23 protein-coding genes are annotated in these 23,161 nt (G+C 72.1%); 16 read left to right on the forward strand and 7 right to left on the reverse strand.

The window, feature by feature from the left end; genetic code table 11:
* Positions 1 to 6: 6 nt before the first annotated feature.
* From BUE29_RS15950 to BUE29_RS15960, 3 genes are read left to right on the forward strand one after another with little or no spacing between them, the layout of a single operon-like run.
* Entirely contained in the window at positions 7 to 966 is a 960-nt protein-coding gene (locus tag BUE29_RS15950) for a thiamine pyrophosphate-dependent dehydrogenase E1 component subunit alpha (protein ID WP_073391416.1), read from the forward strand.
* Complete coding sequence (locus BUE29_RS15955) at positions 963 to 1,964, forward strand: alpha-ketoacid dehydrogenase subunit beta (protein ID WP_073391417.1); 1,002 nt, start codon at positions 963 to 965, stop codon at positions 1,962 to 1,964. Before BUE29_RS15950 ends, BUE29_RS15955 begins: the two co-directional genes overlap by 4 nt.
* Positions 1,961 to 3,154: an NAD(P)/FAD-dependent oxidoreductase gene (locus BUE29_RS15960; RefSeq protein WP_073391418.1), complete on the forward strand. Its 1,194-nt coding sequence runs from the start codon at positions 1,961 to 1,963 to the stop codon at positions 3,152 to 3,154. The genes BUE29_RS15955 and BUE29_RS15960 overlap by 4 nt, the downstream gene beginning before the upstream one ends.
* On the opposite strand, the gene BUE29_RS15965 is transcribed toward BUE29_RS15960, so the two are convergent.
* Together BUE29_RS15965 and BUE29_RS15970 are read right to left on the reverse strand one after the other, a co-directional pair.
* Positions 3,151 to 4,191: an aldo/keto reductase gene (locus BUE29_RS15965; protein WP_073391419.1), complete on the reverse strand. Its 1,041-nt coding sequence runs from the start codon at positions 4,189 to 4,191 to the stop codon at positions 3,151 to 3,153. The two genes, BUE29_RS15960 and BUE29_RS15965, sit on opposite strands and share 4 nt — an antisense overlap.
* 11 nt (positions 4,192 to 4,202) lie before the next feature.
* Positions 4,203 to 5,723 (reverse strand): acyl-CoA synthetase, encoded by a 1,521-nt coding sequence (locus BUE29_RS15970; RefSeq protein WP_073391420.1) that lies wholly within the window; start codon positions 5,721 to 5,723, stop codon positions 4,203 to 4,205.
* A 175-nt stretch (positions 5,724 to 5,898) separates the two neighbouring features.
* On the opposite strand from BUE29_RS15970, the gene BUE29_RS15975 reads away from it, so the two are divergent.
* The gene (locus tag BUE29_RS15975; protein WP_073391421.1) at positions 5,899 to 6,099 is read left to right on the forward strand and encodes a ferredoxin; all 201 of its coding nucleotides are present in this window, start codon (positions 5,899 to 5,901) and stop codon (positions 6,097 to 6,099) included.
* On the forward strand, positions 6,096 to 6,875 hold the full coding sequence (locus BUE29_RS15980; protein WP_073391422.1) for an SDR family NAD(P)-dependent oxidoreductase: 780 nt from the start codon (positions 6,096 to 6,098) through the stop codon (positions 6,873 to 6,875). Before BUE29_RS15975 ends, BUE29_RS15980 begins: the two co-directional genes overlap by 4 nt.
* 4 nt (positions 6,876 to 6,879) lie before the next feature.
* Here the strand turns inward: BUE29_RS15980 and BUE29_RS15985 are convergent, their stop codons facing one another.
* Both BUE29_RS15985 and BUE29_RS15990 read right to left on the reverse strand, forming a co-directional pair.
* Positions 6,880 to 7,629, reverse strand: coding sequence for an SDR family NAD(P)-dependent oxidoreductase (locus BUE29_RS15985; RefSeq protein ID WP_073391423.1), 750 nt, complete (start codon positions 7,627 to 7,629; stop codon positions 6,880 to 6,882).
* The gene (locus tag BUE29_RS15990) at positions 7,626 to 8,393 is read right to left on the reverse strand and encodes an SDR family oxidoreductase (protein WP_073391424.1); all 768 of its coding nucleotides are present in this window, start codon (positions 8,391 to 8,393) and stop codon (positions 7,626 to 7,628) included. Before BUE29_RS15990 ends, BUE29_RS15985 begins: the two co-directional genes overlap by 4 nt.
* A 196-nt stretch (positions 8,394 to 8,589) precedes the next feature.
* Here BUE29_RS15990 and BUE29_RS15995 point away from each other — a divergent pair, with 196 nt between their 5' ends.
* The 8 genes from BUE29_RS15995 to BUE29_RS16030 all read left to right on the forward strand — a co-directional run bounded on the left by BUE29_RS15995 (position 8,590) and on the right by BUE29_RS16030 (position 17,300).
* Positions 8,590 to 11,295 carry an ABC transporter permease subunit gene (locus tag BUE29_RS15995; protein WP_073391425.1) on the forward strand — a complete coding sequence of 902 codons (2,706 nt, stop codon included), beginning with the start codon at positions 8,590 to 8,592 and terminating at the stop codon, positions 11,293 to 11,295.
* Positions 11,292 to 12,035 (forward strand): ABC transporter ATP-binding protein, encoded by a 744-nt coding sequence (locus tag BUE29_RS16000; RefSeq protein WP_234971488.1) that lies wholly within the window; start codon positions 11,292 to 11,294, stop codon positions 12,033 to 12,035. Before BUE29_RS15995 ends, BUE29_RS16000 begins: the two co-directional genes overlap by 4 nt.
* Positions 12,036 to 12,100: 65 nt before the next feature.
* Complete coding sequence (locus BUE29_RS16005; RefSeq protein ID WP_073391426.1) at positions 12,101 to 13,360, forward strand: ABC transporter substrate-binding protein; 1,260 nt, start codon at positions 12,101 to 12,103, stop codon at positions 13,358 to 13,360.
* A gap of 25 nt (positions 13,361 to 13,385) precedes the next feature.
* On the forward strand, positions 13,386 to 14,414 hold the full coding sequence (locus BUE29_RS16010; protein WP_073391427.1) for an NADP-dependent oxidoreductase: 1,029 nt from the start codon (positions 13,386 to 13,388) through the stop codon (positions 14,412 to 14,414).
* 51 nt (positions 14,415 to 14,465) lie between these two features.
* Complete coding sequence (locus BUE29_RS16015) at positions 14,466 to 14,768, forward strand: putative quinol monooxygenase (protein ID WP_073391428.1); 303 nt, start codon at positions 14,466 to 14,468, stop codon at positions 14,766 to 14,768.
* Positions 14,769 to 14,962: 194 nt separating this feature from the next.
* Positions 14,963 to 15,619, forward strand: coding sequence for a TetR/AcrR family transcriptional regulator (locus BUE29_RS16020; RefSeq protein WP_073391575.1), 657 nt, complete (start codon positions 14,963 to 14,965; stop codon positions 15,617 to 15,619).
* Between the two features lie 167 nt (positions 15,620 to 15,786).
* Complete coding sequence (locus tag BUE29_RS16025; protein WP_073391429.1) at positions 15,787 to 17,028, forward strand: cytochrome P450; 1,242 nt, start codon at positions 15,787 to 15,789, stop codon at positions 17,026 to 17,028.
* Entirely contained in the window at positions 17,019 to 17,300 is a 282-nt protein-coding gene (locus BUE29_RS16030; RefSeq protein ID WP_073391430.1) for a hypothetical protein, read from the forward strand. The genes BUE29_RS16025 and BUE29_RS16030 overlap by 10 nt, the downstream gene beginning before the upstream one ends.
* Before the next feature lie 97 nt (positions 17,301 to 17,397).
* Here BUE29_RS16030 and BUE29_RS16035 read toward each other — a convergent pair whose 3' ends face one another.
* Entirely contained in the window at positions 17,398 to 17,772 is a 375-nt protein-coding gene (locus BUE29_RS16035; RefSeq protein ID WP_073391431.1) for a hypothetical protein, read from the reverse strand.
* Positions 17,773 to 18,241: 469 nt separating this feature from the next.
* Between BUE29_RS16035 and BUE29_RS16040 the strand changes: the two genes are divergently transcribed.
* From BUE29_RS16040 to BUE29_RS16050, 3 genes are all read left to right on the forward strand, one after another.
* Positions 18,242 to 19,198, forward strand: a complete 957-nt coding sequence (locus tag BUE29_RS16040; RefSeq protein WP_073391432.1) for a MetQ/NlpA family ABC transporter substrate-binding protein — start codon at positions 18,242 to 18,244, stop codon at positions 19,196 to 19,198.
* Between the two features lie 69 nt (positions 19,199 to 19,267).
* Positions 19,268 to 20,314, forward strand: coding sequence for a methionine ABC transporter ATP-binding protein (locus BUE29_RS16045; protein WP_073391576.1), 1,047 nt, complete (start codon positions 19,268 to 19,270; stop codon positions 20,312 to 20,314).
* A gap of 1 nt (position 20,315) precedes the next feature.
* A complete protein-coding gene (locus tag BUE29_RS16050) occupies positions 20,316 to 20,975 on the forward strand; it encodes a methionine ABC transporter permease (RefSeq protein WP_073391433.1) in 660 nt (219 codons plus the stop codon).
* A 68-nt stretch (positions 20,976 to 21,043) separates the two neighbouring features.
* Here the strand turns inward: BUE29_RS16050 and BUE29_RS16055 are convergent, their stop codons facing one another.
* The gene (locus tag BUE29_RS16055) at positions 21,044 to 22,162 is read right to left on the reverse strand and encodes a Zn-dependent alcohol dehydrogenase (protein WP_073391434.1); all 1,119 of its coding nucleotides are present in this window, start codon (positions 22,160 to 22,162) and stop codon (positions 21,044 to 21,046) included.
* A 130-nt stretch (positions 22,163 to 22,292) separates the two neighbouring features.
* On the reverse strand, positions 22,293 to 23,090 hold the full coding sequence (locus BUE29_RS16060) for a 2-keto-4-pentenoate hydratase (RefSeq protein WP_073391435.1): 798 nt from the start codon (positions 23,088 to 23,090) through the stop codon (positions 22,293 to 22,295).
* Between the last annotated feature and the right edge of the window lie 71 nt (positions 23,091 to 23,161).

Genomic DNA, 23,161 nt, shown 5'->3' on the forward strand with positions numbered 1-23,161 from the left:
GAGGTCATGCCGACCGACGACACCGCACTCGAGATCTATCGGGTCATGCACCTGGCTCGGAGCTGGGAGACGCGCCTGCTGCGCATGCTCGACGACGGCCTGGTGTCGGGCTTCTACCACGCCGGCCGCGGCCACGAGGCGCTCGAGGTGGCGGGCACGCTGCCGCTGCGCCCCGACGACTACCTGCTCTACGACCACCGCGGCTGCGCCCACATGATCGCCAAGGGCATGAGCCTGGTCGAGCTGTTCGGCGACTTCCTGGCCAACGACAAGGGTTCGACCCGGGGCCTCGGCGCCGGCATCGTCCACATCGCCGACCCCGCGCACGGCGTGCTCGGGCAGTCGGGCACGCTCGGCGGCGGCCACGTGCTCGCCGCGGGCGCGGCGCTGTCGGCGCGCATCCGTCGGACCGACCAGGTCGTCGTCAACTTCTTCGGCGACGGTGCGGCGAACCGGGGCACGTTCCACGAGGCGGCGAACGCCGCCGGGGCCTGGAAGCTGCCGGTCGTCTACGTGGTGCAGAACAACGGGTGGGCGATCTCCACGCCGCAGCACCGCGTCACGGCGGTCGAGTCGTTCGCCGAGCGGGCCGCCGGGTACGGCATGACGGGTGTGCGCGTCGACGGCATGGACCCGTGGGCGGTGCACGACGCCATGACCGAGGCGGTGGAGCGTGCCCGGGGCGGGGGCGGCCCGACCCTGCTCGAGGGCACGGTCGCCCGGCAGCGCGGCCACTACGAGGGCGACCCGATGAAGTACCTCAGCGCCGAGGAGATCGCGGTGATCCGTGCCACCGATCCCGTCGCGGCGATGCGTGAGCGTCTGCTGGCCGACGGCACGGCCGACGCCACCGGGCTCGACACGCTGGAGCGCGAGAGCCTGGCCGAGGTCGAGCGTGCGGCCGAGGAGGCGCTGACCGGCACGCTGCCGGGGCGCGAGCGGCTGACCGAGGGGGTGTACGCATGACGACCGCGCAGGTCACCGGAACGCGGACGCTGTCGTTCTCCCGCGCGATCAACGAGGCGATGGCCGAGGAGATGGCGCGCGACGACCGGGTCTTCGTCATGGGCGAGGACGTCGGCCGGTTCGGCGGCGCCTTCGGCGTGACGCGGACGCTCTACGACCGCTTCGGCGCCGACCGGGTCATCGACACTCCCATCTCGGAGATGTTCATCGTCGGCGGCGGCGTCGGCGCCGCGATCACCGGGCTGCGGCCGATCGTCGAGCTGCAGTACGCCGACTTCCTCTGGAACGCCGGCGACGAGCTCGTCGGCAAGATGTCGAAGTGGCGCTACATGCACGGTGGCCTGTTCACCGTGCCGATGGTGGTGCGGCTGCCCGAGGGCGCCGCCGGCGGGGCGGGTCCCGAACACTCGACGTGTCCCGAGGCGGCCCTGCTCGCGGCCACCGGCACCTACATCGTCATCCCGTCGACGCCGTACGACGCGAAGGGCCTGCTCAAGTCGGCAGTTCGCGACGACAACCCCGTCGCCTTCTTCGAGCACAAGGGCATGTACGCGCTGCGCGGGGAGGTGCCCGAGGAGGAGTACCTGATCCCGCTCGGCGAGGCCGACCTCAAACGCACGGGCGAGGACGTCACCGTGGTGACCTGGGGACGCATGGTGCACCGGTCGCTCGAGGCGGCCGAGCTCGCGGCCGGCAAGGGCATCGAGGTCGAGGTCGTCGACACGCGTGGCCTGCGGCCGCTCGACCTCGACGCCATTGTCGCATCGGTGCGCAAAACCGGTCGGCTGATCATCACGCACGAGTCGGGCCGCACCGGAGGAGCCGGCGGGGAGATCGCCGCCCTCGTCGCCGAGCACGCGCTCACCAGTCTCGAGGCCCCGATCCGGCGCGTGTGCGGCATCGACACGCCCGTGCCGCAGAGCGTCCACCTCGAGCAGTTCGTGGTGCCGAGCGCCGACGAGCTCGCGACCGCCATCGCCGAGGTGGCGGCGTATTGAGCGCTCCGGTGGTGGTGGTCGGGGCCGGCATCGGCGGGGTCCGTACCGTCCAACGGCTGCGGGCGTGGGGTCACGACGGCCGGATCGTCGTCATCGGCGCCGAACCGCACCGCCCCTACAAGCGCCCGCCGCTGTCCAAGGACGTGCTCGCCGGCGGCGAGCTGGCCGAGCTGCCGGAGCTGCTCGGTGCCGAGGCGGAGGACGCGCTCGACGTCGACTGGTGGCGTGGCGTGCGGGCCCGCGCGCTCGACACGCGCCGCCGCGTCGTCGTCACCGACGCCGGCGACGTCGCCTACCGCGACGTCGTCGTCGCCACCGGTGTCGTCGCGCGTCGCGTGCCCGGGCTCCCCGGTCTCGTGCTGCGTACCTGGGACGACGCGCAGCTCCTCGGTCGGCAGCTCGCGCCGGACCGGGTCGTGGCCGTGGTCGGAGCCGGGGTGCTGGGCTGCGAGATCGCGGCGACCGCGGCCCGGGTGGGGTGCGAGGTGCACCTCGTCGACGTCGCGCCCGGCCCGATGACCCGGGTCGTCGGCCCGCTCGTCGCCGCGGAGATCTCGGCGCTCCACGCCGAGCACGGCATCCGGCTGCATCTCGCGACGTCCGTGGCGGTGGGCGGGTTCGGAAGGTTGGAGCTGTCCGACGGCACCGGCCTCGACGCCGACGTGGTCGTGCATGCCGTCGGGGTCGAGCCCGACGTCGCCTGGCTGGCCGGGTCGGGACTCGACCTGGCCGGGGGTGTGGTGACGGACGGGCGGGGCCGGGCGTCGGTCGCCGGCGTGCACGCGGTCGGCGACGTCGCCGTGTGGGACGGGCGCCGCCACGAGCACTGGACGGCGGCGCTCGAGCAGGCCGACGTCGTCGCGGCCGACCTCGTCGGTCGGGAGCTGCCGGCGCCGCCGGTCCCGTACTGGTGGAGCGACCAGCACGGCGTCACGCTGCAGGGCCTCGGCGACACCGCGGCGCCCGACGTGTGGTTCGGGCGCTGGGGCCCGCAGCGGCGCCGGGTGGCGCTGTACGCGCGCGACGGCGTCCTGGTCGGCGCCGTCGGGTTCGCCGCGCCGGCGGCGGTGATGCCGTTGCGGGTACCGATCCAGCAGGGCGTGCCGGTGGCGGAGGTCGCGCCGCGCCTCGCTGCCACCCCCGCTACCACCCTTGCCACGGACCCCGCCGGGTCGACCCCGGCCGGCTAGAACGTCCGACGCACCGGCACCGGCGCGAGGTCGGTGAAGCCCGGGTCGCGGTGGTACATGTACACCGGATAGCCGGGCGCGGTGCTGCTCGCGGCGTCCAGCCGGCCGACCTGCTCGGGCGTGAGGTCCCACCCCACCGCGCCGAGGTTGTGCTCGAGCTGCTCCTCGGTGTTCGCCCCGAAGATGACCGACGTCACCGTCGGCCGCTGCAGCAGCCAGTTGAGCGCGATCTGCGCGACGGTGTGCCCGGTCTCGTCGGCGAGGTCGTCGAGCACGTCGATCACGTCGTAGGCCCGCTCGGCGTCGACGGGCGGGCCGTAGCCGCCGAGCCGGTCGACCCTGCTGCCGGCGGCCGGCGGCCGCGAGCGGCGGATGTCGCCGCCCAGCCAGCCGCCGGCGAGCGGGCTCCAGACGAGCGCGCCGACGCCCTGGTCCACGCCGAGCGGCATGAGCTCCAGCTCGTAGTCACGACCGACGAGCGAGTAGTAGACCTGCTGGCCGACGAAGCGCGGCAGCCCGTGGGCGTCGGCGACGGCGAGCGCCTTCATCAACTGCCACGCGGCGAAGTTGGACGCGCCCAGGTAACGCACCTTGCCCGACGCCACGAGCGCGGCCAGGGCCGACAGTGTCTCCTCCAGCGGCGTCCGGGCGTCGAACGCATGCAGCTGCAGCAGGTCGACGTGGTCGGTGCCGAGGCGGCGCAGGGCCGTCTCGCACGACGTGATCAGCCGTGCGCGACCGGCGCCCAGGTCGGTCGGGCCGCCGCCGGTCGGCAGGCCGACCTTGGCCGAGACGAGGACGTCGTCACGCCGGCCCTCGATGGCGCGACCGAGGACCTCCTGACACCGCCCGTTGCCGTACACGTCGGCGGAGTCGAAGAGCGTGAGCCCGGCATCGAGGCACCGGTCGACCATGCGCCGCGCCTTCTCGACACCGGTGTCGCCGTACGGCCAGTCCGGGCCGCCGGCGAAGGTGCCGGTGCCGAAGGCCAGCGGCGGCAACCACAGCCCGGAGCGGCCGAGCTGTCGCGGGGCCATTCCGCCGGCGCTCACGCGTCGATCCGGCCGGTGGGCAGGGCGCGCTTCATGATCTTCCCCGATCCGGTGAGGGGCAGGGCGTCGACGACGACGACCTCCCGCGGCACCTTGAACTTGGCCAGGTGGGCGGTGCAGTGGGCGATGACGTCCGTCGCGAGGACGGCGCCGTCGTCGAGCACCAGGAACGCGCGCCCGACCTCGCCCCACCTCTCGTCGGGCACACCGACGACCGCGCACGCCGCGACGCCGGGCAGCTCGGCCAGCACCGTCTCGACCTCGGCCGGATAGACGTTCTCGCCGCCGGAGATGTACATGTCCTTCCACCGGTCGACGAGGTGGAGGTTGCCCGCGGCGTCGCGGTAGCCGGCGTCGCCGGTGCGCAGCCAGCCGTCGCGGAAGGCGTCCGCCGTCGCCTGCGGGTTGCGCCAGTAGCCCGGCGTCACGCTGGGCCCCCGGATCCACAGCTCGCCGATCTCGCCGTCGGGCACGTCGCTGCCCTCGACGTCCACGACGCGGAGGCCGACGTGCAGCAGCGGCTTGCCGACCGAGGTCGGTGGGGTGGTGTCGTCGTCCGGGTCGCACACGGTGCCGCTGGGCCCCGCCTCGGTCATGCCCCACCCCTGGGCCAAGGGCCGACCCCGCGCGGCCCATGCCCGCAGCAGCGGGGTCGGCGCCGCCGCGCCGCCGACCCCGGTCGTGACCAGCCGATCGAGGTCGGCGGTCGCGAAGTCGGGGTGCTCGGCCAGTTGCTGGTACACCGTCGGCACCGCGAACAGGTGAGTGATGCCGAGCCCGGGATCGGCCAGGGCGGCGAGGATCTGGCCGCTGTCGACCCGGCTCGCCACGACGACCGTCCCGCCGGCGTGCAGGACGGGGTTGACGTAGAGGTTGAGCCCACCGGTGTGGAAGAACGGCAGGACCGCGAGATGTACCGAGTCCTTCGAGACCCGGGCCTCCGGGCCGATGTTGACCGCGTGCCACAACGTCATGCGGTGCGTGACGAGGGCGCCCTTGGGGCGCCCCGTGGTGCCCGACGTGTACAGGAGCGCGGCGACGGCACGCAGCGGGACGGCGACGTCGTCGGGTCGGTCGTCGGGCTCGTCCGGGGTCGTGTCGAGCGCGACGCTGCGGACGCCGAGGCCGTCGGCGAGCTGGTGCGCGAGGTCGGCGTGCGCCGTGTCGGCGACGACGACGCAGGGTTCGGCGTCCGAGACGATGTACTGCAGCTCGGTCGGGGCCAGCCGCCAGTTGAGCGGGACGAAGACCAGCCCGCCGCGCGCGCACGCGAGCTGCACCTCGAGCAGGGCCGGGCAGTTCGCGGCGAGGACGGCGACCCGGTCGCCGACCCCGGCGCCGGCGTCGCGGAGCCGCTCACGCCAGGCGTCGACCCGGCGGTCCAGCCGGGCCCACGTGGTCACGCGCCGGGTGTCGAGGTCGACGAGGGCGGGGTGGTCGCCGCGCCGGACGGCGTGGTGGGCGACCCAGTCGTGGCGGTTCCCGTCGTCGGCGGGGGTGGGCGGAACGACGCTCATCCGTAACCCTTCTGACCGTACATACGGTCAGTATGACGGTCCGGTCGCGCGGACGGAAGGAGGTGGTCGCATCGTAGGTCAGTGACCCGGACCCGGCCTCGATGGAAGTTGACCGTACGAACGGTCGGTGTACCGTCCGACGCATCGACACCGTCGTCCCCCGGAAGGGCTCACTGTGAAGCTCCGGATCGACAGCACCGTGTGCATGGCGCACGGGCGCTGCTACGCGCTCGCGCCCGAACTCGTCGAGGTCGACGACCAGGGCTACCCGGTGCTCACCGCCGCGGCCGACGATCTCGCCGCCGACCAGGAGCCGCTGGCCGACGAGGTCGTGGGCACCTGCCCCGAGGGTGCGATCTCCCTCGTCCGCGAATGAGCGGGCCGGCAGTCGGGGTGTGCCGGCGGTTCGAGGGACGCGTCGCCGTCGTGGTCGGCGGCGGCCACGGCATCGGCCTGGCCACGGCACGGCGCCTCGCCGCGGAGGGGGCGCGGGTCACCGTCCTCGACCTGCGCGAGGCCGAGCAGGCGGCCGCGGGGCTCGCCGCGGACGGGTTGGCCGTGACGGGGCGCGAGCTCGACGTCACGCGGCCCGACGCCGTGCGTGACCGGCTCGCCGAGGTGCGGGACGCGGCGGGCGAGATCGACGTGCTGGTGAACAGCGCCGGACGGCTCGCCCTGGCCGACCCGGTCGCGCTCGAGCTCGACGACTGGCGCCACACCTTCGCGGTGAACCTCGACGCCGTGTTGCTGGCCGCGCAGGCCGTGCTCCCGGCGATGATCGACCGTGGCGGGTCGATCGTCAGCGTGGCCTCGATCGGTGGGCTGCGGGGCGGCCCGGGCACACCGGCGTACAACGCGTCCAAGGCGGCGGTCGTGAACCTGACCCGCAGCATGGCCGCCGAGTACGGGCGGCACGGCGTGCGGGTCAACTCGGTGTGCCCCGGCTGGGTGCCCACCGGCTTCAACGACCCGCTGACCGGCACGATGACCGACGCCCAGGTCGAGCAGCTGGTGCGTTCGCGGGTCCCGCTGGGGCGGCAGGGCACCGCCGAGGAGATCGCGGCGACGATCGCCTTCCTCGCCTCCGACGACGCCGCCTACGTCACCGGCCACGCCCTCGTCGTCGACGGCGGGCTGACCGCGACGTTCTGAGCCCTCACTGGATGGTGAAGCCGCCGTCGTCCAGGTAGAAGCCGCCGGTCATGTTCGCCGCGTCGTCGGAGAGCAGGAACGCGACGAGCGTCGCGACCTCGCGGGGCTCGCCGAGCCGGCCGATCGGGTGCAGGGCGGCGAGCTCGGCCGCCTGCTCGGGTGTCTGCGACGCCGTCAGCAGCGGCGTCCGCACGAACCCGGGTCCGACGGCGTTGACGCGGATGCCGTCGGCGGCGTGATCGCGGGCGGCGGCGCGCGTCAGCCCCACGACGGCATGTTTCGATGCCGCGTACGCCGGGGTCATCGCGGACCCCAGCACGCTCATCACCGAGCCCATGTTCACCACCGCGCCGCCACCCGCGGCGCGCATCGCGCGCAGTTCGGCGCGCAGGCAGTGGAAGACGCCGTGCAGGTTGACGGCGATGGTGCGGTGCCAGTCGGCGAGCTCGACGTCGGCGACGGCGGCGGGCGGCTGGCCGATGCCGGCGTTGTTGACCGCGCCGTCCAGTCGGCCGAGACGCGCGACCGCATCCTCGACCATCGCCTCGACCTGGTCGGGGTCGGTGACGTCGACGGGGGCGGCGTACGCCACGACGCCGGCCTGGTCGCGCACCGCGGCGGCGACCCGCTCAGCGCTGTCGGCGTCGACGTCGGCCACCACGACCTGCCAGCCGCGGCGGCCGAGCTCGAGCGCGCAGGCCTCGCCGATGCCGCTGCCCGCGCCGGTCACCAGGACGCTGCCCGGGCCGGTCACGATGCCGTCCGCCCGCCGTCGACGACGATGGAGGACCCGCTCACGTAGCTCGCGAGGTCGCTGGCGGCGAACAGCGCGGCCTTCGCGACCTCGGCCGGGTCCGCGACGCGGCGCAGCGGGATGCCGGCGACGTAGTCGGCCTCCGCGGGGGTGCCCAGGCTGGGCACATCGTCGGTGTTCATGGCCGTGGCGATGTAGCCCGGGTGGACCGCGACGGCGCGGATGCCGTGCGGCCCGAGCTCGTCGGCCATCGCGTACGTGAGCAACCGGATCGCTCCCTTGGTCGCGCAGTAGACGGTGCATCCCGCGGCCCCACGCAGGCCGGCGACGCTCGACAGGTTGACGACCACCCCGCGCCCGCGCGGCACCATGGCGCGGGCGGCGGCCTGCGCCATGAAGTACGCGGAACGCACGTTCACCTCGGTCACGAGGTCGTAGTCGTCCTCGGTCACGTCGAGGAAGCCGCCGACCCGGAAGATGCCGGCGTTGTTGACCAGCACGCTGATCCCGCCCAGTTCCTCGGCCGCGGCGACAGCGGCGTCACGGCCGGCCGCGCGCCGGACGTCGCACTCGACGAAGGTGGCCCGGCCACCGGTGTCGCTGATCTCGCGGTCGATCGGCACGCCGCCCTCGCGCGGCTCGCGGCGCCGATCGGCGACCACCACCGCGGCGCCGTGCTCGGCGAAGAGCCGCGCCGTCGCGCGCCCGATGCCGCTCGCGCCACCGGTCACGACAGCGATCTCGCCCGCCAACAACTGCAGCATGTGACCCCTTCCGATCGCGTTCCGGAGCTCGTGCAGAACCCCGTCCGTTGTGATTGACCGCACGTACGGTTAGGAGTTACGTTACCGGCGCATCGCGGCCTGTAAAGGGGCCGGTGCGACTCGATGGGAGTCACTGCATGCGTGACACGCGTGGGGACGGGCAGCGCGGCTGCACCGCGGTCGAGAGGGCCGTCTGATGTGGCCGTTCGTCATCTCGGGCCTGGTGGTCGGAGCGATCTACGGCATGGCCGCCGTCGGTCTCGTGCTGACCTACAAGGCGTCGGGCATCTTCAACTTCGCGCAGGGCGCCGTCGCCACGGTGTCGGCCTACACGTTCTACGAGCTGCACGTGCAGCACGGCGTGGCCTGGCCGGTGGCCGCGGCCGTCGCGGTGTTCGCCGTCGGACTGGTGCTGGGCCTGCTGTTCGAGCAGCTCGGCCGGCGCCTGGCCGGGACGGGACTCGCCGTACAGGTGACGAGCACCGTCGGCGTGCTGCTGATCGTGCAGTCGACGGTGGTGCTCGTCTACGGCACCACCGAGACGCGGCTCGTGCCGGTGTTCCTCGCCCACGGCCAGTTCGAGCTCGCGGGCACGATCGTGCAGAACGCCGACCTCATCACGTTCGTCGTCGCGGTCGTGGCCACCGCGGTGCTCTCGCTGTTCTTCCGCTTCGCGCGGCTCGGGCGCTCCATGCGTGCCCTGGTCGACGATCCCGAACTGCTCGCGCTCACGGGCACCAACAACACGGCCGTCCGCCGCTGGGCGTGGCTCATCGGCGTCACCTTCGCCGGCGCGTCGGGCGTCCTGTTCTGCACCGTCCAGCCGCTCGACCCGACCCTGCTGACGCTCCTGGTCGTGCAGGCGTTCGGCGCCGCGGCCATCGGCGCGTTCCGCAACCTGCCGATCACCTTCGTCGGCGGCCTGGTGGTCGGCGTCGTGGCCTCGCTGGCCACGAAGTGGTTCACCACCGGCATCCTGCAGGGGCTGCCCGCCGCCTTCCCGTTCGTCGTGCTGTTCGTGGTGCTGCTCGTGTTCCCACGCCGGTTCCTCGCCGCGCGGGCGCGGGTCGTGCCCCGGGTGCGCGACGGGTGGCGCGCGCCGGCGCGGCTGCAGGGCGGGTTGGGCCTCACCCTGCTCGCGTTCTTCGCGCTCGTGCCGACCTTCGCCGGGATCCACCAGAACGACTGGACGCTCGCGCTCGCCAATCTGATCGTCTTCCTGTCACTGGGCCTGCTGGTACGCGAGTCGGGGCAGCTGTCGTTGGGGCACGTCGGCTTCATGGCGATCGGCGTGTCGACGTTCGCGCACCTCGCCGACAAGGGCGTCCCGTGGGTGCTCGCGCTCGCGGCGGCCATGGCCATCGCCGTCCCGATCGGGGCGCTGCTCGCGATCCCGGCGATCCGGTTGACCGGCCTGTACCTCGCGCTGGCCACGCTGGGTTTCGGGATCCTGCTGCAGTACATGTTCTACACGCAGGACTTCATGTTCGGCTTCAGCGGCGCCGGTCTCGAGGCGCCGCGGCCGAGTGGGCTCGGGCTCGGCGGCGACACCGGCTTCTACTACCTGGTGCTCGTGCTGGCGGTGGCCTTCTCGCTGCTCGTCATGGCGCTGGTGCGCGGGCGGCTCGGCCGGCTGCTGCGCGGCGTCGCGGACTCGCCGACCGCGCTGTCGACGTCGGGCACCTCGGTCAACGTCACGCGCGTGCTGGTGTTCTGCGTGTCCGCGGCACTGGCCGCGGTCGGCGGGGCGCTCGGGGGCATGGCACAGGGAAGCGTGACGCTCCTGTCGTACCCGCCGCTGCAGTCGTTGAGCTACCTGGCGCTCATCATGATCGTCGTCGGTTCCTCGCCGTGGTACGCGGTGCTGGCGGCGGTCGGGACGACGGTCATCCCGTCCTACGTCTCGGGGACGGAGACCACCTACTGGCTGCAGCTGGTGTTCGGCGTCTTCGCCGTGCTGCTCGCGCTCACGCCACCGTCGGCGCAGGGCACGCCGCCACGTCTCAAGCAGCTGCTGGACCGGCTCGGTGGCCGCCGGGAAGGACACCATGCGACACCGACGGTGCCCACGCACGCCGCGTCCGACACGGTGGCGGCGAGCGTCGAACCCGGTGAGCTCGAACTGCGCGACGTGATCGTCCGTTTCGGCGGCACGGTCGCGGTCGACGGCTTCAGCCTCGTCGCGCCGACCGGACGCGTCACCGGCCTCATCGGCCCGAACGGCGCGGGCAAGACCACGACGTTCAACGTCGCGTCCGGCCTGCAGCGCGCGGGGCGCGGTGACGTCCTGCTCGACGGCCGGTCGGTCACGAGGGTGCAGGTCGACACGCGCGCCAGGAAGGGCATCGGGCGCACCTTCCAGAAGATGGAGCTGTTCGACTCGCTGACCGTCGCCGAGAACGTGGCGATGGGGGTCGAGGGGGTGCAGGCGGGGCGCAACCCGATCCGCCATCTGGTCGCCGGTCGGGGCAACCGTCCCGTCGTGGCGGCCGCGGTCGCCGACGCACTGCGCACCTGCGGCATCACCGCCCTCGCCGACGAGCCCGTCGCGTCGCTGTCGACCGGTCAGCGCCGGCTGGTCGAGCTCGCCCGCTGCCTCGCCGGCCCGTTCCGGATCCTGCTGCTCGACGAGCCGTCCTCCGGGCTGGACCCGGGGGAGACCGCACGCTTCGGCGACGTCCTCGAGACGGTGGTGCGCGAGCGGGGCATCGGCATCCTGCTCGTCGAGCACGACATGGGCCTCGTCATGCGGGTGTCCTCGCACATCTACGTCCTCGACTTCGGCAAGCCGATCTTCGACGGCACGCCCGAGCAGGTCCGCAACTCGCCGGTCGTGCAGGCCGCCTACCTCGGCGTCGACGACGACCTGCTCACCGACGAGGCGATGGAGGCCGCGCAGTGACCACCTCGTCCGCGGCCGTCCCGACCGCCCCCGACACCGACGCGCTGCTGACCGTCGACGGCGTCACCGTCGCCTACGGCCAGCAGGTGGCGCTGCGCGACGTGTCGCTGACCGTGCGGCGCGGTTCGGTGACCGCGCTGCTCGGGCCGAACGGGGCAGGCAAGACGACGCTGCTGCGTGCCGTCGCCGGGTTGCAGCGCCCACGCTCCGGACGCATCACGTTCGACGGCGCGACGATCACCACCCGGCCGGTGCACGCCCGGGTGCGCGCCGGGGTGTGCCTGGTGCCCGAGGGGCGCGGCGTGTTCCGCAACCTGACGGTGCGCGAGAACCTGCTCGCGCAGCTCCCACGATCGCCCCGCTCGCGCGACATCGGCCCGGCGCTCGAGGCCTTCCCGGATCTCGCCGGCCGGCTCTCGCAGGCCGCCGGCACGATGTCCGGTGGCCAGCAGCAGATGCTCGCGCTCGCCCGCTGCTACCTGAGCAACCCGTCGGTGATCCTGCTCGACGAGGTGTCCATGGGGCTGGCGCCCCTCGTCGTCGACCAGATCTTCGACTCGATCGGCCGGCTCGCCGCGCAGGGCATCTCGTTGCTGCTCGTGGAGCAGTACGTCGACCGCGCCCTCGACCTCGCCGATCACGCGTACGTCCTCAACCGCGGCGAGATCGCCTTCGCCGGGGCCGCGCGGGATCTCAGCCGCGAGGCCCTGCTCGCCGACTACCTCGGCGTCGAGGTCTGACGCCCATACGCACCACGGGTGCGCCGTCCGGCGCCCCGTCACCCTCCGAATCGGGGAGAACATCGATGCACCGGCGCACCACGATGAAGGTCTCGGCCGCGGCTCTCCTGGCCGCCGCCCTGACGCTGACGGCCTGCGGGTCGGACAGCGCCGGCGGCGGCGCGGCCGAGGACGGCGGCCTCAAGGGCACACCGATCACCATCGGCATGATGTGCAGCTGTTCGGGACCGTTCGCCGCCAACCTCGGCGGCACCCCCGACGTGGCCACCGCGTGGACCAAGACCGTCAACAACTCCGGCGGCATCAACGGCCACCCCGTGAAGGTGGTCGTGGCCGACGACGGCGGCGACGCGACGAAGTCGCAGCAGATGATCCGCAAACTGGTCGAGCAGGACAAGGTGATGGCGGTGGTGGACGAGGTCGCGTCCTACGACGCGTCCTGGGCCTCCTACGTGTCGGGCAAGGGCGTGCCCGTCCTGGCCGGCGTCAGCTTCACCCAGCCGATGTCGACGAACCCCAACTTCTTCCCGACCGGCGGCACCCTCGCCGCGATCACCTACGGCCTCGTGCAGAACGTGCAGAAGTCGGGCAAGACGAAACTCGCCGTGCTCGCCTGCGCCGAGGCGCCGCTGTGCGCCGGGTACACCGGTCAGATCAGTCGCATCGCCAAGGCCACCGGGTCCAGCGTCACCGTCGCCTACCAGTCGAAGATCTCGGCCACCCAGGCCAGCTATACGGCGCAGTGCCTCGCGGCCAAGTCGGCCGGCGCGGACTCGATGTACGTCGGTCACGGTGGCACCGTCGTCACCCGGGTCGTCGACCAGTGCGTGCAGCAGGGTTACCAGCCGACGCAGTTCCAGGTCGGCGGTGACGTGGTCGGCAGCTGGGAGAAGGATCGCAACCTCGACGGGGTACCGATCGCCCAGTTCCACCTGCCGCTGCACGACGAGACGACGCAGGGCGGCAAGGCCTTCCACGACGCGCTGCGCAAGTACGCACCGGGCGTGCCCACGTCGTCCAACTACTCCGAGGACACGCTGAGCACGTGGATCGGTCTGCAGCTGTTCGCCGCGGCGGCGAAGGCCGGCAAGATCGCGCCGACCTCGACCGGGGCCGACGTGAAGAAGGGGCTGTACACGCTGAAGAACGAGACCCTGGGCGGGCTCACGCCGCCGCTGAACTACGTGGCCGGCAAGCCGACGGTCACCAACTGCTACTTCAACGAGAGCGTCGAGAACGGCAAGTGGACGACCCCCGGTGGCGTGAAGCCGGTGTGCCTGCCCGCCGACGTCGCCGCCAAGGTCAACGCCGCATTCGCGGGCTGACGACCCCACGAGGAGAGGAAGACAGATGACACACCGCGGACGCGAGGTGCGGCTGCACAAGGTGCCACGGGGGGTGCCGGGCCCCGACTCCTTCCTGATCGCCGACGTCGAGGTCGGCGAGCCGGTGGAGGGCGAGCTGCTGGTCCGCAACCAGTGGATGTCGCTCGACCCCGCGATGCGCGTGCGGATGGGGGGCAGCGGCGGGTCCATCGGCGCGGTGCCCAACTACGAGATCGGCCAGGCCCTGGACGGCATGGCCGTCGGCGAGGTCCTCGCCTCGACCGTCGCGGGGTACGAGCCCGGCGATCTCGTCGTGCACTCGCAGGGATGGCGCGACTACGCCCGCCCCCGCCCGGACACGCCGGGGCACCGCGTCGCGAAGATCCCCGCCGACGAGCCGCTGCCGCCGCAGAGCTACCTCGGCCTGCTCAGCCTGGTCGGGTTCACCGCCTACGTCGGGCTCTACCTCGTCGGCGGCCTGGAGCGGGACGAGACGGTGTGGGTGTCGGCCGCGGGTGGTGCCGTCGGCAGTCTCGCCGTGCAGATCGCGAAGCTCAACGGCAGCCGGGTCGTGGCGAGTGCCGGCTCCGCGGACAAGGTCGCCTACCTGCGCGACGTCCTGGGCGCCGACGAGGCGTTCGACTACCACGACGGGCCGGTCGGCGAGCTGCTCGGCAAGGCCGCGCCCGACGGCATCGACGTGTACTTCGAGAACGTCGGCGGCGAGCACCTGACGGCGGCCCTCGACGCGCTGCGTCCCGGCGGCCGCATCGCCCTCTGCGGGCTGGTCTCGTCCTACAACGCGGCCGAGCCGCCGCCCGGGCCCACGAACCTGTTCGCCATGGTCTCCAAGGGCATCACGATGACCGGGTTCCTCGCCGTGCAGTACGCGCAGCACATGGCGGAGTACCGCGACCTCGTCCGCGGCTGGCTGGCCGAGGGGAGGCTCGACTACCGCGAGACGGTCACCACCGGTCTCGAGAACGCTCCGCAGGCGCTCATCGACGCACTCGCCGGCCGCACCGTCGGCAAGGTGCTCGTCGACCTGCGGTGACGCGCGCCTGACATCGACCAACGATCACGGATCCACCCACAGGGAGACACCATGTCCATCACCGTCATCCTCGACATGACGATCAAGCCCGAGCTTCTGGACGAGTTCCTGCAGCGCTTCGACGAGAACCTGCCCGACTCGCGGGCGTTCGAGGGGTGCGAATACGTCGATGTGTACACCGCCGACGACAACGAGGCCCGCGTCGTCTGCATCGAGGGCTGGACGTCGCTGGAGCGCTTCCAGGCCTACGGCGCGTGGCGGGCCGAGCAGGGCGACGTGGAGGCGTTCCAGAAGTACTACGACGGCGTGCCGAACCTGGTCCGGCTCGACGCGCGCGACGTCACGCGCGGCTGACCGTCCGCCGGTGCCCGTCGCGGTGGGCACCGGCGGCCACCCCGCCGCGATGCGCACTGCTCGGCTACGGATGATCACCTCGTCGCCGAGCTGTGGCATGCTCCGGTGCAATCAGCCCGGCGAATCCGCCGCCGGCTGCGAGACGACGGACCGTGCATCGCCTGCACCGGTGGGCGAGCCGGAAGGAGCCGGCCGTGCCCAGAACGGCTCAGTCGAGCAAGAGTGACATCCTGCGCACCTTTGCGGGCTCGGTGGCCAACTCGGGCTACGACGAGACGTCGTTCCGCGAGATCGCCGAGGAGCTCGGCATCAGCAAGGGCACCATCGTCCACCACTACGGCACGAAGGAGCGCCTCCTCGAAGCCGTCCACCGCGAGTACATGGACCGGCGGCTGCGCGAGGCCGAGCAGATCCTCGCCGCCACGACCGGCGCCGCCGCTCGGCTGACCGCGTTGATCGCACAGTTGCTGGTCGCGCAGCGCGACGATCGGGACGCGACGGTCACCTTCGCCCGCGAGATCGCCCGCTTCGCCACCATGGACCTCATGGCCGACGTCCGTCACATGCGGTCGGCCTACACCAAGCTGGTCCGCGGCGTGCTCAGCGACGGCGTCGAGTCCGGCGAGTTCAAGGACGTCGACGTCGACCTGGTGACGCTGCAGATATTCGGAATGTGCAACTGGTCGTGGACGTGGTGGGGCTCTCGGCCGCAGTACTCGGTCGTCGACGTCGTCGAGGCGTGGACCACCAGCCTGCTGTCGGGTCTGCGGACGTCGCGGGGCCCCAAGAAGGTCGACGTCGCGAGCATCGTGGCGTCGGTCGAGGCCGTCGTCGAGCAGCTCGACAGCTGAGTTCCGGCACCCTCCGGGCCGTTCCCGCGCCGCGCGCAGGCGGTCCGGGCGTTCGGCGACGCCCGCGTCCCGCCGTCGCGGAGATCGATCGAAACTGGCGGTTGACCTCCGTGTCCTGCGTCACCTACCGTTTTGACCGTACGCACGGTTAGTAGAGGAGAGACGCCATGACCGGAGTGCTGGACGACTCGACCGGATCGGCCCCGGCGGCCGCCACGCGCGGCTGCCCCGTCATCCACGAGGAGTTCTCCGCGCCCCGCACGCAGGGTGCCCACTGGGCCCTGGCGGACCGGCTGCGCGAGCAGGGCGGGGTGCACTGGAACGACCAGGCTCAGGGCTGGTGGATGTTCACCAGCAACGCGGCCGTGCGGGACATCTTCCGCTACCCGCAGCTCTTCTCCAGCCGGTCGATCACCCCGTGGGACCCGGACCCGGCCTACGTCACCGTGCCGACGATGATCGACGGCCAGGAGCACCTGCGCTACCGGCGGCTGCTGAACCCGTGGTTCACCGCCGAGAACGTGCGCCGCCACGAGGACGCCATCCGCGCGATCGCCAGGCGACGGGTCGCCGAGATCGAGCCACGCAAGCGCTGCAACTTCCCGGTCGACTTCGCCCTCGAGTACACGACCGAGCTCTACCTGCAGTTCACCGGCATGCCCACCGAGGACACCCCCAAGCTGCGCGCCTGGGTGGACGACTTCTTCTCCGGCTACGGCGGCGACCCGAACGCCCAGGAGGCGATGGGCAACGCCGTCGCGGGCCTGACCGAGTACCTGCAGATCGCCGTCGCGGAACGACGGACCTGGGGCGGGGCGCGTGAGGGCGACTTCGCCTCGCGGCTGATGTACGACTCGCAGGAGACGGATCGCCCCTTCAGCGACCAGGAGCTCGTCGACCTGCTGCTGCTCGCCATCATCGGCGGGCTCGACACCACCAGCAGCCAGTTGAGCTACCTGTTCCGTCATCTCGCCGGGAACGCCGGTGACCGGCGTCGGCTCCTCGACGATCCCGAGGTCGTCCCGCTGGCGATCGAGGAGGGGCTGCGCTTCTTCCCGATCCTGATGGGTGACGGTCGCAAGGTCACCCAGGACACCGAGTTCCACGGCGTGGAGCTCAAGGAGGGCGACATGGTGTGGGCCGTGACCAGTGCGGCCAACCGGGACCCGAACGTCTACGAGCGCGCGAACGAGTTCGTCGTCGACCGGAAGAAGAACCAGCACGCGACGTTCGCCCTCGGCCCGCACCGCTGCCTCGGGATGCATCTCGCCCGCACCTCCATGCGAATCGCGACCGAGGAGTGGCTGGCCGTCATCCCGCACTTCCGGCTCGACGCCGACGGGGTGCTGGAAGAGCGCGGAGCGGGCTCCATGCTGTCGCCGCTGGACGTCCCGCTCGCGTGGGACTGACCGCCGAGATGTCGTCGGCGATCCTGTCGGGCCCGCTGGAGGACGAGCCGACACCGGTTCCGCGGGTCTCCGCGGCGGCGGGGAGCGCGGTCTACGTCGGGTACGCCGACCGTGCGCGCCCGGTCCGCCATGCCAGCCTGGTGCCGTTGCTGACCGGCTTGGAGGCGCTCTGCGGCGTGGTGCTCACCGAGACCGTGGCCGCCGACCTGCAGCTGGCCCGGCGGGTGGTCACGTGCGAGGGGTGCCGGCTCGTGCTGTCGGGCGGTCGGTGACCGCTCGTCGACCACCCGGGCGCCCTGTCGCTGTGTCGACACATCGTGACGCCGGGGCCGACCGCGAGCTGTCGATCCCGCCGCCGGCTGCGGTCCGTCAGGGGCGTACCGCCACGTCGACGAGGAACCGGTGGCCCGTCGAGCGGCCGGCGCCGTCCTCGGTGGCGGCGACGTCCCGCGTGCGGCACTCGATGCGCAGACTTCCGTCGGGGCGCCGGGTCTGCCGCTCGAGCACGGCACCGATCGCGGTGATGCGGCCGCGGACGCGACACCGGCGACCGGGACCGTTGCCGTAGGTCTGCGCGTCGATCGAGTCGAAGAGCTCGGCGCCCAGCGCGGCGCGGAACTCCTCGTCGGGCGACTCGGCCCGGAAGTCGGACGCGCCGCGGTCGAAGTCGTCGCCGACGCGCAGCACGACGGCGTCCTCGCTCGACCAGTCGCCGAGCTCCCACTCGTCGACGAGGATCCGCACGAGTCGCCATGATGCCTGCTCGGCCGGTCCCGGCCGGTCCCGGCCCTGCCGTCGGCGGGCGGGAGTAACCCACGGCACCTCGCGACACCCGGGTCTGGTCGGCCGCCGCGACTCCGCTAGTCTTCCCCACTGTGTCGGTAGGAAAGCTTATGACGTCGGGTGGCACGGTGACGTGCGCGCTGCCGGCCGACGGCTGCTACCGGCCGCCCGTGGCGCGGTCGTCCTGTACCGGCGCGGGCACCGTCACGCGGTCACGCGTCCCCGGGCGACGAGCGACGCTCCCGACCTGAGGACGGCGGCCGCCGACCGGCCGGCCCGCCTCCCGGGACGCGCACCCGCCGTCCGCCCTCGGTCAGCCCCGTCAACCCAGCCAGCTCCAGTCAGCCACGAGACGCGTCCGTGGCTGCCCGCGCGTCCGCTCGCCCACCGACGGCGCGCGCGTGAGACAGAACGAAACGAGGAACCCGACATGTCCAACTCCAACTCCACTCCCGGTGCGTCCGCCGAGCCGCAGCTGCCCGCGCGGCGCCGCAGCCGGCTGCCGGCCGTCGTCGTCGGGGCGGCGGTGGTCGTCGCCGCGCTCGTCGTCGGCCTCGTGGTCGCGCTGAACGGTGGCGACGACGACAGCGACGGCCGCACCGTGCGCCTCGGCGTCACCGACGCGTCCGAGCCCTACTGGAAGACCTTCACCACGCTCGCGAAGGACAAGCTCGACATCACGGTGAAGCTGGTCAACTTCAGCGACTACAGCCAACCGAACCCCGCGCTGCGCCAGAAGCAGCTGGACCTCAACGAGTTCCAGCACATCCAGTACCTCGCGAACTACAACGTCACCGCCAAGGACACGTTGCAGCCGATCGGGGCCACGGCCGTCTACCCGCTGCCGCTGTACGCCACCAAGTACGACGAGCCCGCCGACATCCCGGCCGGCGCCAAGGTCGTCATCCCCAACGACGCGATCAACGAGGCGCGCGGGCTGCTCGTGCTGCAGGCCGCGAAGCTGCTCACCCTGAAGGACGGGGGCACGGCGTTCTCCAGCGTGTCCGACATCCAGACGCACAAGGTCGACGTGACCCCCCTCGACGCGTCGCAGACGGCCACCGCGCTGCAGAACGGCTCGGCGGCGGCGGCCGTCGTCAACAACAACTACGCCACGGCGGCCAAGCTGGCGAAGACGGACGCGATCTTCCACGACGACCCGGCCAGCTCGAGCGCCGCGCCGTACGTGAACATCTTCGTCGCCCGCGCCGAGGACAAGGCCGACCCGACGTACCTGAAGCTCGCGGCGCTGTACCGCGACCCGGCCGTGCGCAAGGGCGTGCAGGAGGCGAACGGTGGCACGGCGGTGTTCCGTACGGTCGCGCCGGCCCGGCTGCAGGCCGAGCTGAAGACGGTCGAGGGCCAGGCGCGCAGCGCGAGCAAGTAGGGCCGACACGCACGCAGGTCCGGCGGTTCCGGCGGAGCCGTCGGGCCTGCGTCGCGAGAGAGGATGAGCATGGCCGAGACAGCCGCGGTGCACGTCCGGCTGGCCGACGTGACGAAGACCTTCCCCGGGCGGGGGCGCCGGGACGAGTCGGCGACCGCGCTGGCCGGCGTGGACCTCGACGTCCGGCGCGGCGAGGTGTTCGGCATCGTCGGCCAGTCCGGCGCCGGCAAGAGCACGCTCGTGCGGATGATCAACGGGTTGGAGACGCCGACGTCCGGACGGGTCGTCGTCGCCGGACACGACCTCACGTCGCTGCGCGGCGCCGAGCAGCGCGCCGCCGTCCGCGACATCGGCATGATCTTCCAGCAGTTCAACCTGTTCCGCTCGCGCACGGTCGCGGGAAATGTCGCGTATCCGCTCAAAGTCGCCGGCGTACGCCAACCCGAGCGGGACCGCAGGGTGGCCGAGCTGCTCGACTTCGTCGGACTGCTCGCCCGCGCCCACGATCACCCCGAGCAGCTCTCCGGCGGGCAGAAGCAGCGCGTCGGCATCGCCCGTGCGCTGGCGACCGAGCCGTCGTTGCTGCTCGCGGACGAGGCGACGAGCGCGCTCGATCCCGAGACCACCCGCGAGGTGCTCGGCCTGCTGCGTCGCGTCAACCGCGAGCTCGGTGTGACCGTCGTGATCATCACCCACGAGATGGACGTCATCCGGGCCATCGCCGACCGCGTGGCCGTCCTGGACGACGGCCGCGTCGCCGAGGTCGGCACCGTCTACGACGTGTTCTCCCGCCCGCAGACGACGGCGGCGGCCCGGTTCGTGGCCACCGCGCTGCAGGACCGGCCGTCGACCGCGACGCTCGAACGCCTCCGGCTCACCCACCCCGGGCGCATCGTCACCGTCCGCGTGCGCGACCAGGCCGGGCTGCAGACCACACTGGCGCGGTCGTTCCTCGCCCACGGCGTCGTCGCCGAGATCGTGTTCGGCGGCATCAGCGAGCTGCAGGATCGCCCGGTCGGCAGCCTGACCTACGAACTCACCGGCGACGACGCCGCGGTCGACGGCCTGCTCGCCGAGCTGCGCGACCGCGGGGTCGACGTGACCGAAGAGCCCTGACGTGGACGAGTTCCTGGACAACCTCGCCGTCTTCCGTACCGCGATCGGGCAGACGTTCTACATCGTCACGGTCTCGGTCGTCGTCGGCGGCCTGCTGGGGCTGGGGCTCGGGCTGACGCTCTACGCCACCCGGCCCGGCAACCTGCTGGGCAACCGGGCGGTGTTCGTCGTCGTCAACCTGCTCGTGAACCTGGTGCGTCCGATCCCGTTCGTCATCTTCCTGACCGCGATCCAGCCGCTCATGCTCCGCACGATCGGGACGACGATCGGCACCAACGCGGTGACCTTCGCGCTGTCGCTGGCGGCGGCGTTCGCGGTGAGCCGCATCGTCGAGCAGAACCTGCTCACCGTCGAGCCGGGGGTCATCGAGGCGGCACGGGCCGCGGGCGCGCGCCCCATCGGCATCCTGCTCACCGTGCTGGTGCCCGAGGCGCTCGGCCCGATCGTCCTCGGCTACACGTTCATCTTCGTGGCCGTGGTCGACATGTCGGCCCAGGCGGGGCTCTTCGGCGGCGGCGGCCTGGGCGACTTCGCCATCACCTACGGCTCGCAGCGCTACAACTGGTTCACCGTCTACGCGAGCGTCGCGACGATCGTCGTCATCGTGCAGGCCGGCCAGTTCCTCGGCAACTGGCTCGCGCGCCGCGCCCTGCGCCGCTGAGAAAAACTCGTGGCGGCCGGCTCCGGGTGCACCGGGACCGGCCGCCACGAGTGCGGGGGCGGGAGCGGTCAGTCGAAGCGGACGACGCCGCGCAGGTTGGTGCCGTTCACGACGTCGGCGAACGCGTCGTTGACCTGGTCGAGCGTGTACTCGCGGGTGATGGCCTCGTCGAGCTTGAGCTGCCCGCTGCGGTACATGTCGAAGTACCGGGCGAAGTCCGCCTGCGGGATGCTCGCGCCGTAGAGCGAGCCGTAGAGGGTCTTGTGCAGGGCGACGAACATCGTCGGGTTCATCGGCACGCCGACGTGATCCATCTGCATCATGCCGATGATCGTCGTGGTGCCCGCCTTGGCGGTGGCCTCGATGGCCTGCCCGATGGTCTCCGGGGTGGAGATCACCTCGAAGGCGTGGTTGACGCCCTGACCGTCGCGGGTCAGCTCCTTGCACCGCTGGACGACGTCCTCGCGCTCGGTGTTGATGGTGTGCGTGGCGCCGAAGTGCAGCTTGGCCTGCTCGAGCTTGAAGTCGTTGCGGTCGGCGGCGATGATCGTCGTCGCGCCGGCGACGCGGGCGCCCTGCAGGGCGAACGAGCCGACGCCGCCGCAGCCGAGGACGAGCACGGACTGGCCGGGCTGCACCTTCGCCCGGTTGAACGGCGCGCCGAAGCCCGTCGCGCCACCGCAGGCGACCAGCGAGATCGGCGCGAACGGCAGGTCGTCGTCGACCTTGATGACCGACATCTCCGACAGCACGGCGTGCTCGCTCAGCGTGCCGAGGTAACACCACTGCCGGATGCCGTCGCCGTTGGCGTTGCGCATGCGGAAGTCACCGCCGGGCAGGATGCCTTCCAGCGTTCCGGCCGACCAGTTGGCACACAGGTACGGGGTGCCGGTGAGGCAGTACTCGCAGGCGTTGCAGAACGGGTTGTAGACGGTGATGACGTGGTCGCCGGGCTTGACCTTGGTGACGGCGGAGCCGACCTTCTCGACGATGCCGGCGCCCTCGTGGCCGAGGGCCATGGGCAGCGAGACCGGGAGCTCGGCCTTGATGGCGTGCAGGTCCGAGCCGCAGATGCCGTTGGCCATCATGCGGACGAGCACCTCGTTGGCCTTGGGCTCGTCCAGCTCGAGCTCCTCGACGCGGAGCGGCTTGTCGAAGTCGTACAGGACGGCGGCGCGGGTCTTCATGTGCAGGGTCCTCTCGGATGCGGCATCGGTGCTCGGACGAACACTGGAAGTTCGGTGGCGGGCTTGTCCAGGGTGGCGACGGGGCGGGATGTGCGATGCCACAACGACGTCGTCGGCACCGCGTCCGGCATCAGGCCGGGGGGCCGGCGGACAGCACCGCCGACACCGTCCCCAGCGGCCCGAAGTCGGCGGCGACGACGCCGTCGGTGACGGGCACGGGCCCCGCCACCGCCCCCGAGGCGATGACCATGCCCTCGCGCAGCCGGCCGCTCACCCGGTGCACGCCGCGCGACAGCCAGCCGATCAGGCTCACCGGGTCGACCCGGATGACCGCCGGCACCGAGCTGGAGTTGACCTCCTCGCCGTAGGTGAGGTCGACGGCGATGCGCGTGACGTCGATGTCGCGGGGGCTCACCTGCGCCCCGACGACGAGCCGACCGCTGAACGCGTTGTCGGCGACGATGTCCTGCGGCGAGAACGACGTCATGGCCTGCGGCCAACCGGTCATCCGCGAGTCGGCCAGCTCGATGGCGGGCACGAGGGCCGTGCTCTCCAGCACCAGCTCCCGGCTGCAGAGCTCCGGCAGGTCCTGCAGGACGACGAAGGCCACCTCGGCCTCGGCCATGGGGCAGTGGAACACGCTGGTGTCGACCTGCGACCCGCTCGCGAGCACCTCGTCGGAGAACAGTGCGCCGATCAGCGGCTCGGGGATGCCGAGCGCGGCCTGGCTCGCCGGGCTCGTCGCCGACAGCTTGTACCCGGCCACGCTGCGCTCGCCCGTGCGGACGTAGGCGTCCACGAACCGGCGCTGCACGTAGTACGCACCCTGCAGGTCATAGGACCTCTCGCAGTGGGGCGGCTTCACCGGTCGCCCGGTGCTCCGCGACCGCACGAACATGTTCGCGATCTCGTCCGCCGACGCGCTCATGGGCCCACTGTGGACCAGCGATCACCAGAAACTGACGCCGGCCGGGGAGCCCCTTGTCGATTGCCACAACC

Source organism: Jatrophihabitans endophyticus (assembly GCF_900129455.1).
GTDB classification, from domain to species: domain Bacteria; phylum Actinomycetota; class Actinomycetes; order Mycobacteriales; family Jatrophihabitantaceae; genus Jatrophihabitans; species Jatrophihabitans endophyticus.